Annotated in this window: 2 protein-coding genes and 1 pseudogene; all 3 read left to right on the top strand. The window is 68.1% G+C overall.

Annotation, left to right across the window (positions count from 1 at the left end):
* The coding region (locus LAO51_20310; protein MBZ5641089.1) for a thrombospondin type 3 repeat-containing protein at positions 1–721 on the top strand (721 nt) is incomplete at its 5' end.
* 201 nt (positions 722–922) lie between these two features.
* Positions 923–3414 (top strand): annotated as a pseudogene (locus LAO51_20305) (thrombospondin type 3 repeat-containing protein).
* Between the two features lie 1152 nt (positions 3415–4566).
* On the top strand, positions 4567–5097 hold a 531-nt coding region (locus tag LAO51_20300; protein MBZ5641088.1), incomplete at its 3' end, for a hypothetical protein.

Below are 5097 nucleotides of genomic sequence, written 5' to 3'. Positions count from 1 at the left end.
GGCCAACCCCGACCAGGTCGACACCGACGGCGACGGCTTGGGAGACCTGTGCGACAACTGCCCGGCCACGGCCAACCCGACGCAGACCGACTCGGACTCGGACGGCGTCGGCGACGTCTGCGACGACTGCGTCTCGGTGGCCAACCCCGGCCAGCAGGACGCGGACCACGACGGGATCGGCGACGCCTGCGACACCTGCACCGACACCGATGGTGACGGCTTCGGCAACCCCGGCTTCCCCGCGAATACGTGTACGGTCGACAACTGCCCCGCCGTGGCCAACCCGACGCAGGCCGATCTGGACTCGGACGGCTTGGGTGACGCGTGCGATCCGGACATCGACGGCGACGGCGTGCCGAACGGCGCCGACTGCGCCCCGAGCGAGCCGGGAGTCTGGTCGCCTCCCACGGAGATCCAAGCGCTGCAAGTGGACAAGGGATCGTCGTTGGCCCACTTGAGTTGGACGGCGGACGGCCAGGCGCAGCGATACGACGTGGCAGGTGGGACTTTGACGGAACTCCATTCGAGCCCGGGGACGGGAAGTGCGACGTGCCTGGCGGACGACACGACCCTGACAGCCTGGGACGACAGCTCGCGGCCGGAACCCGACATCGGGCAGGGATACTACTACCTCGTTCGGGGACAGAACGTGTGCGCTTCGGGGACTTACGGATTCGGAACCGGGGGAGCGGAGCGTCTGCCCTTAGCCGGCTGCCCCTGATCCGGTGTCGAAATATCCGGAAAGCGATGAATTCGCGGGCCACGGTCGGCAGGGACGTGGAGGCCCGTGCATCCCGGGTTTCTGGGGCTTCTCGTCTCGCTGACTCGCCTTGTCGGACGGCGAACTCCACCGTATATCAGTGACTTGACTCAAAACTCATTGCGGGTGCTTTCGGAGCGGCCACGGCCGTTGGGGGCTTCGATGCGGCGCTATATCGTTGGCGCAGGGTGTTCTGCGCTGCTCGTTCTTCTCGCTTCTCTGTCGACCTCGTGGGCGCAGCAGACCCTCTACGTGAGCGCCGCGAATTGCCCCGGGCCCGGGAACGGTACGTCCGGGAACCCGTACTGCAAGATCCAGGACGCGATCTGCTACCTGAAGAACAACGTCCCCGCGGGCGGCACGGTCCTCGTCCGGCCGGGGACCTACACCGAAGCCATCCGGATCTTCCAGGGGATCAGCGTGGTCTCGACCGACGGCCCGTCGGTCACGACGATCAACGCCACGGGGAAGCCGTGCATCCTGACGACGTGCGCACCGAACACGGCGACCACCCAGTGCACGGCCGTGCAGGCCACCTCGGTGAGCGGGGTGGGCCCGACGACCGCGGACCGGGTCCAGGGCTTTCACATCATCGGCGGCAAGGGGTACGTCTGGACCACCGGCAACATCGCCTCGGTGGGCGGCGGGATCTTCGTGTGGGGCAACAGCTCGCCCACGATCACGCAGAACGAGATCGTCGGCAACACGCTGGCCGCCACGACGACCAAACTGTTCTACGGGGGCGGGATCTACATCAACAGCAACCTCGGGGGAGGCCAGGTCTCCGCGAAGCCCGTGATCACCCAGAACCTCATCGAGGGAAACGTCGCCGATCCTCCCGCCGGGACCAGTCACGCGCAGTCGTACGGGACCGGCGGCGGGATCTACTCCGGCACCGACGCGGCGCCCACGATCGACAACAACACGTTTCACAACAACCGGGCGGGAAACTCCGCGACGGCCAACCAGGTCGCCACCGGCGGCGCCATCGCGATGTACGGCCGCGCCCTGGCCGGGACGTCGGTGCTCTCGAGGAACCTGATCCAGACGAACACCTCCGCCGGCTTCTCCGGCGGCCTCGAGGCGGGAGGATACAACAACGGCTCCGGCGGGTACGAGAGCGGGGTCGGGACCGTCGAGAACAACGTCTTCGACGGCAACAGCGCCGTGTTCGCCGGCGGCGGCCACACCGTCACGACGGCGGTGAGGATCCGGAACAACACGTTCGTGAACAACGTGGCGGACTACGGCGGCGCGCTCCTCCTGGAGTTCGTGGGGACCACGGACGTGCCGACGCTGGCGAACAACCTGTTCACGTTCAACACCGCGAACGTGTCGACGGGCGGCGGCGGATTGTTCGTCGGGGACACCTTCAACCCGATCGTGCGCTACAACGACCTCTTCGGAAACACCCCCCAGAACGTCGCGGGCACGAAGAACGACGCGAGCTACATCGGCGTGAACGGGAACCTCTCCCTCGACCCCCGATTCGTGAACCGGTCGAACAAGGACTTCCACCTCGCCGCGAACAGCCCCGTGATCGACGTCGGCGAGAACGCGAACGGGGCCTCCCAGGACAAGGACGGCGCCACTCGCCCCCAGGACGGGGACTACGTCGGCGGCGCGGTCGTGGACATGGGGGCGTACGAGTACTCGCCGGACTTCGACCACGACGGGATCCCCGACTGGCTGGATCCCGACGACGACAACGATGGGGTCGCGGATGCGCAGGACTGCGCTCCCTTCTCGAAGGGGACGTCGGTCCCGCCCGGCCAGGTCGGCAACACGGTCCGGCTCGACAAGATCGGCGGCCCGAGACTGAAGTGGGGCCGGGGCACCCAGGGGCACGTCTCGAACGTGTACCGCGGGACGATCACACCGGGCCAGGCGTTCGCCTACAACGAGACGTGCTTGAGCACCGAGGTGCCCGGCACCCTGGTGAACGACACGAGCATCCCTCCGCTCGGCACTGTGTACTACTACCTGGTGAGCGCCAAGAACGTCTGCGGCGAGAGCGCCGCGGGCAAGGATCGCTTCGGCCAGGACCACTTCCCCCCCTCCGCCTGCACCACGGCCTCTCTCGACACGGACGGTGACGGGATTCCGGATCTGGGCGACAAGCCAACCCCGACCAGGTCGACACCGACGGCGACGGCTTGGGAGACCTGTGCGACAACTGCCCGGCCACGGCCAACCCGACGCAGACCGACTCGGACTCGGACGGCGTCGGCGACGTCTGCGACGACTGCGTCTCGGTGGCCAACCCCGGCCAGCAGGACGCGGACCACGACGGGATCGGCGACGCCTGCGACACCTGCACCGACACCGACGGCGACGGCCGCGGCAACCCGGGGTATCCAGCCAACACCTGCTTATCCGACAACTGCCCGACCATCTCCAATCCCACCCAGGTCGACACCGACGGTGATGGGATCGGCGACGCCTGCGACCCGTGCACCGACACCGATGGTGACGGCTTCGGCAACCCCGGCTTCCCCGCGAATACGTGTGCGGTCGACAACTGTCCCGCCGTGGCCAACCCGACGCAGGCGGACACGGACGCCGACGGTCGCGGCGATGCCTGCGACAACTGCCTGACCGTCTACAACCCGAGCCAGCAGGACACCGTCGGTAACGGCGTGGGCGATGCGTGCCGGTGCCTCGCGGTCACGTGCACGGCCCCGGACGCGTGCCATTTGCCCGGGACCTGCGAGCCGACGACGGGGCTTTGCTCTGCTCCTACGCTGGCGCCGGATGGAACGGCCTGCAACGACGGCAACGCCTGCACCCAGACCGACACGTGTCAATCCGGCATCTGTACCGGCGCCAATCCCGTCGTCTGCTCGGCCCTCGATCAGTGCCACGACCCCGGCGTCTGCGACATCGGAACCGGGGTTTGCTCGAATCCGAACAAGTCCGACGGCTCCGCCTGCGACGACGGCAACGCGTGTACCCAATCCGATAGCTGCCAGTCCGGGACCTGCACCGGCGCGAACCCCGTCGTCTGCTCGGCGCTCGACCAATGCCACGACCCCGGCGTCTGCGACACCGGCACGGGAACCTGCTCGAATCCGATCAAGTCCGACGGCACGTCGTGCAGCGACGGCAGCGCCTGCACCGTGGGCGATAGCTGCGTGTCCGGCACCTGCGTCGGCGGGCCACCTCCCAACTGCGACGACGGGGACGTCTGCACTCTCGACGCTTGCGATACCGGCGCCGGATGCACTCACGTGTTCCAGGACGCCGACAACGACACCGTGTGCGATGCCCACGACTGCGCCCCCAACGATCCCGCGGTCTGGACCTTGCCCGTGGAGATCTTGGGGCTGCGGGTCGACAAGGGCGCCACGACGCACTTGAGCTGGGCCGCGCAGGGCCAGGCGCAACGGTATGACGTGGTCGGCGGCGCCCTGCCGGACCTCCGAACCGGACAGGGTTCCGGTGGGGCGGCCTGCCTGGGAGACGACGCGCCGCTCTCAGCGTGGGACGACAGCTCGCGGCCGGATCCCGTCGTCGGTCAGGGATACTACTACCTCGTTCGCGGACAGAACGTCTGCGGCTCCGGATCTTACGGATTCGCAACTGGTGGAGCCGAGCGCCTTCCGGTTGCGGGCTGTCCCTGACCTGAAGGCGATCCTCCCGGAAGCCGCAGCGGCCCACGAGGGCTTCCGCGAGCCCGGCCTCGCTCCAGCGACTCCGCAACCACGGTCTTCCGCCTTGTGGATGCGCGCTCTCCACCGTATAGACACCAAGCTCGGGCCCGACACAACCTCTGTGGCGGGTGGCCGCGACCGGGTGGCGCCGCGATGCCGCTGTTCACCGCGCGCGGCGGGACCGCGCTGGCTTTCGTTGTTCTCGCTACCTTCTCGACGGCGTGGGCGCAGCAGACCGTCTACGTACATGCCACGAACTGTCCCGGTCCCGGGGACGGCACGTCCGGCAACCCGTACTGCAAGATCCAGGACGCGATCTGTTACCTGAAGAACGACGTCCCCGCGGGCGGCACGGTCCTGGTGCTGCCGGGGACCTATGCCGAAGCCATCCGGATCTTCCAGGGGATCAGCGTGGTCTCGACCGACGGCCCGTCGGTCACGACGATCGACGCCACGGGCAAGCCGTGCGTTCAGTTGGACTGCACTCCCAACGGCGCGACCACCCAGTGCACGGCCGTGCAGGCCACCTCGGTGAGCGGGGTGGGCCCGACGACCGCGGACCGGGTCCAGGGCTTTCACATCATCGGCGGCAAGGGGTACGTCTGGACCACCGGCAACATCGCCTCGGTGGGCGGCGGGATCTTCGTGTGGGGCAACAGCTCGCCCACGATCACGCAGAACGAG

This window comes from Terriglobia bacterium, assembly GCA_020073205.1.
Taxonomy (GTDB): Bacteria; Acidobacteriota; Polarisedimenticolia; order Polarisedimenticolales; family JAIQFR01; genus JAIQFR01.
This window is presented reverse-complemented; position numbering and strand designations above follow the sequence as displayed.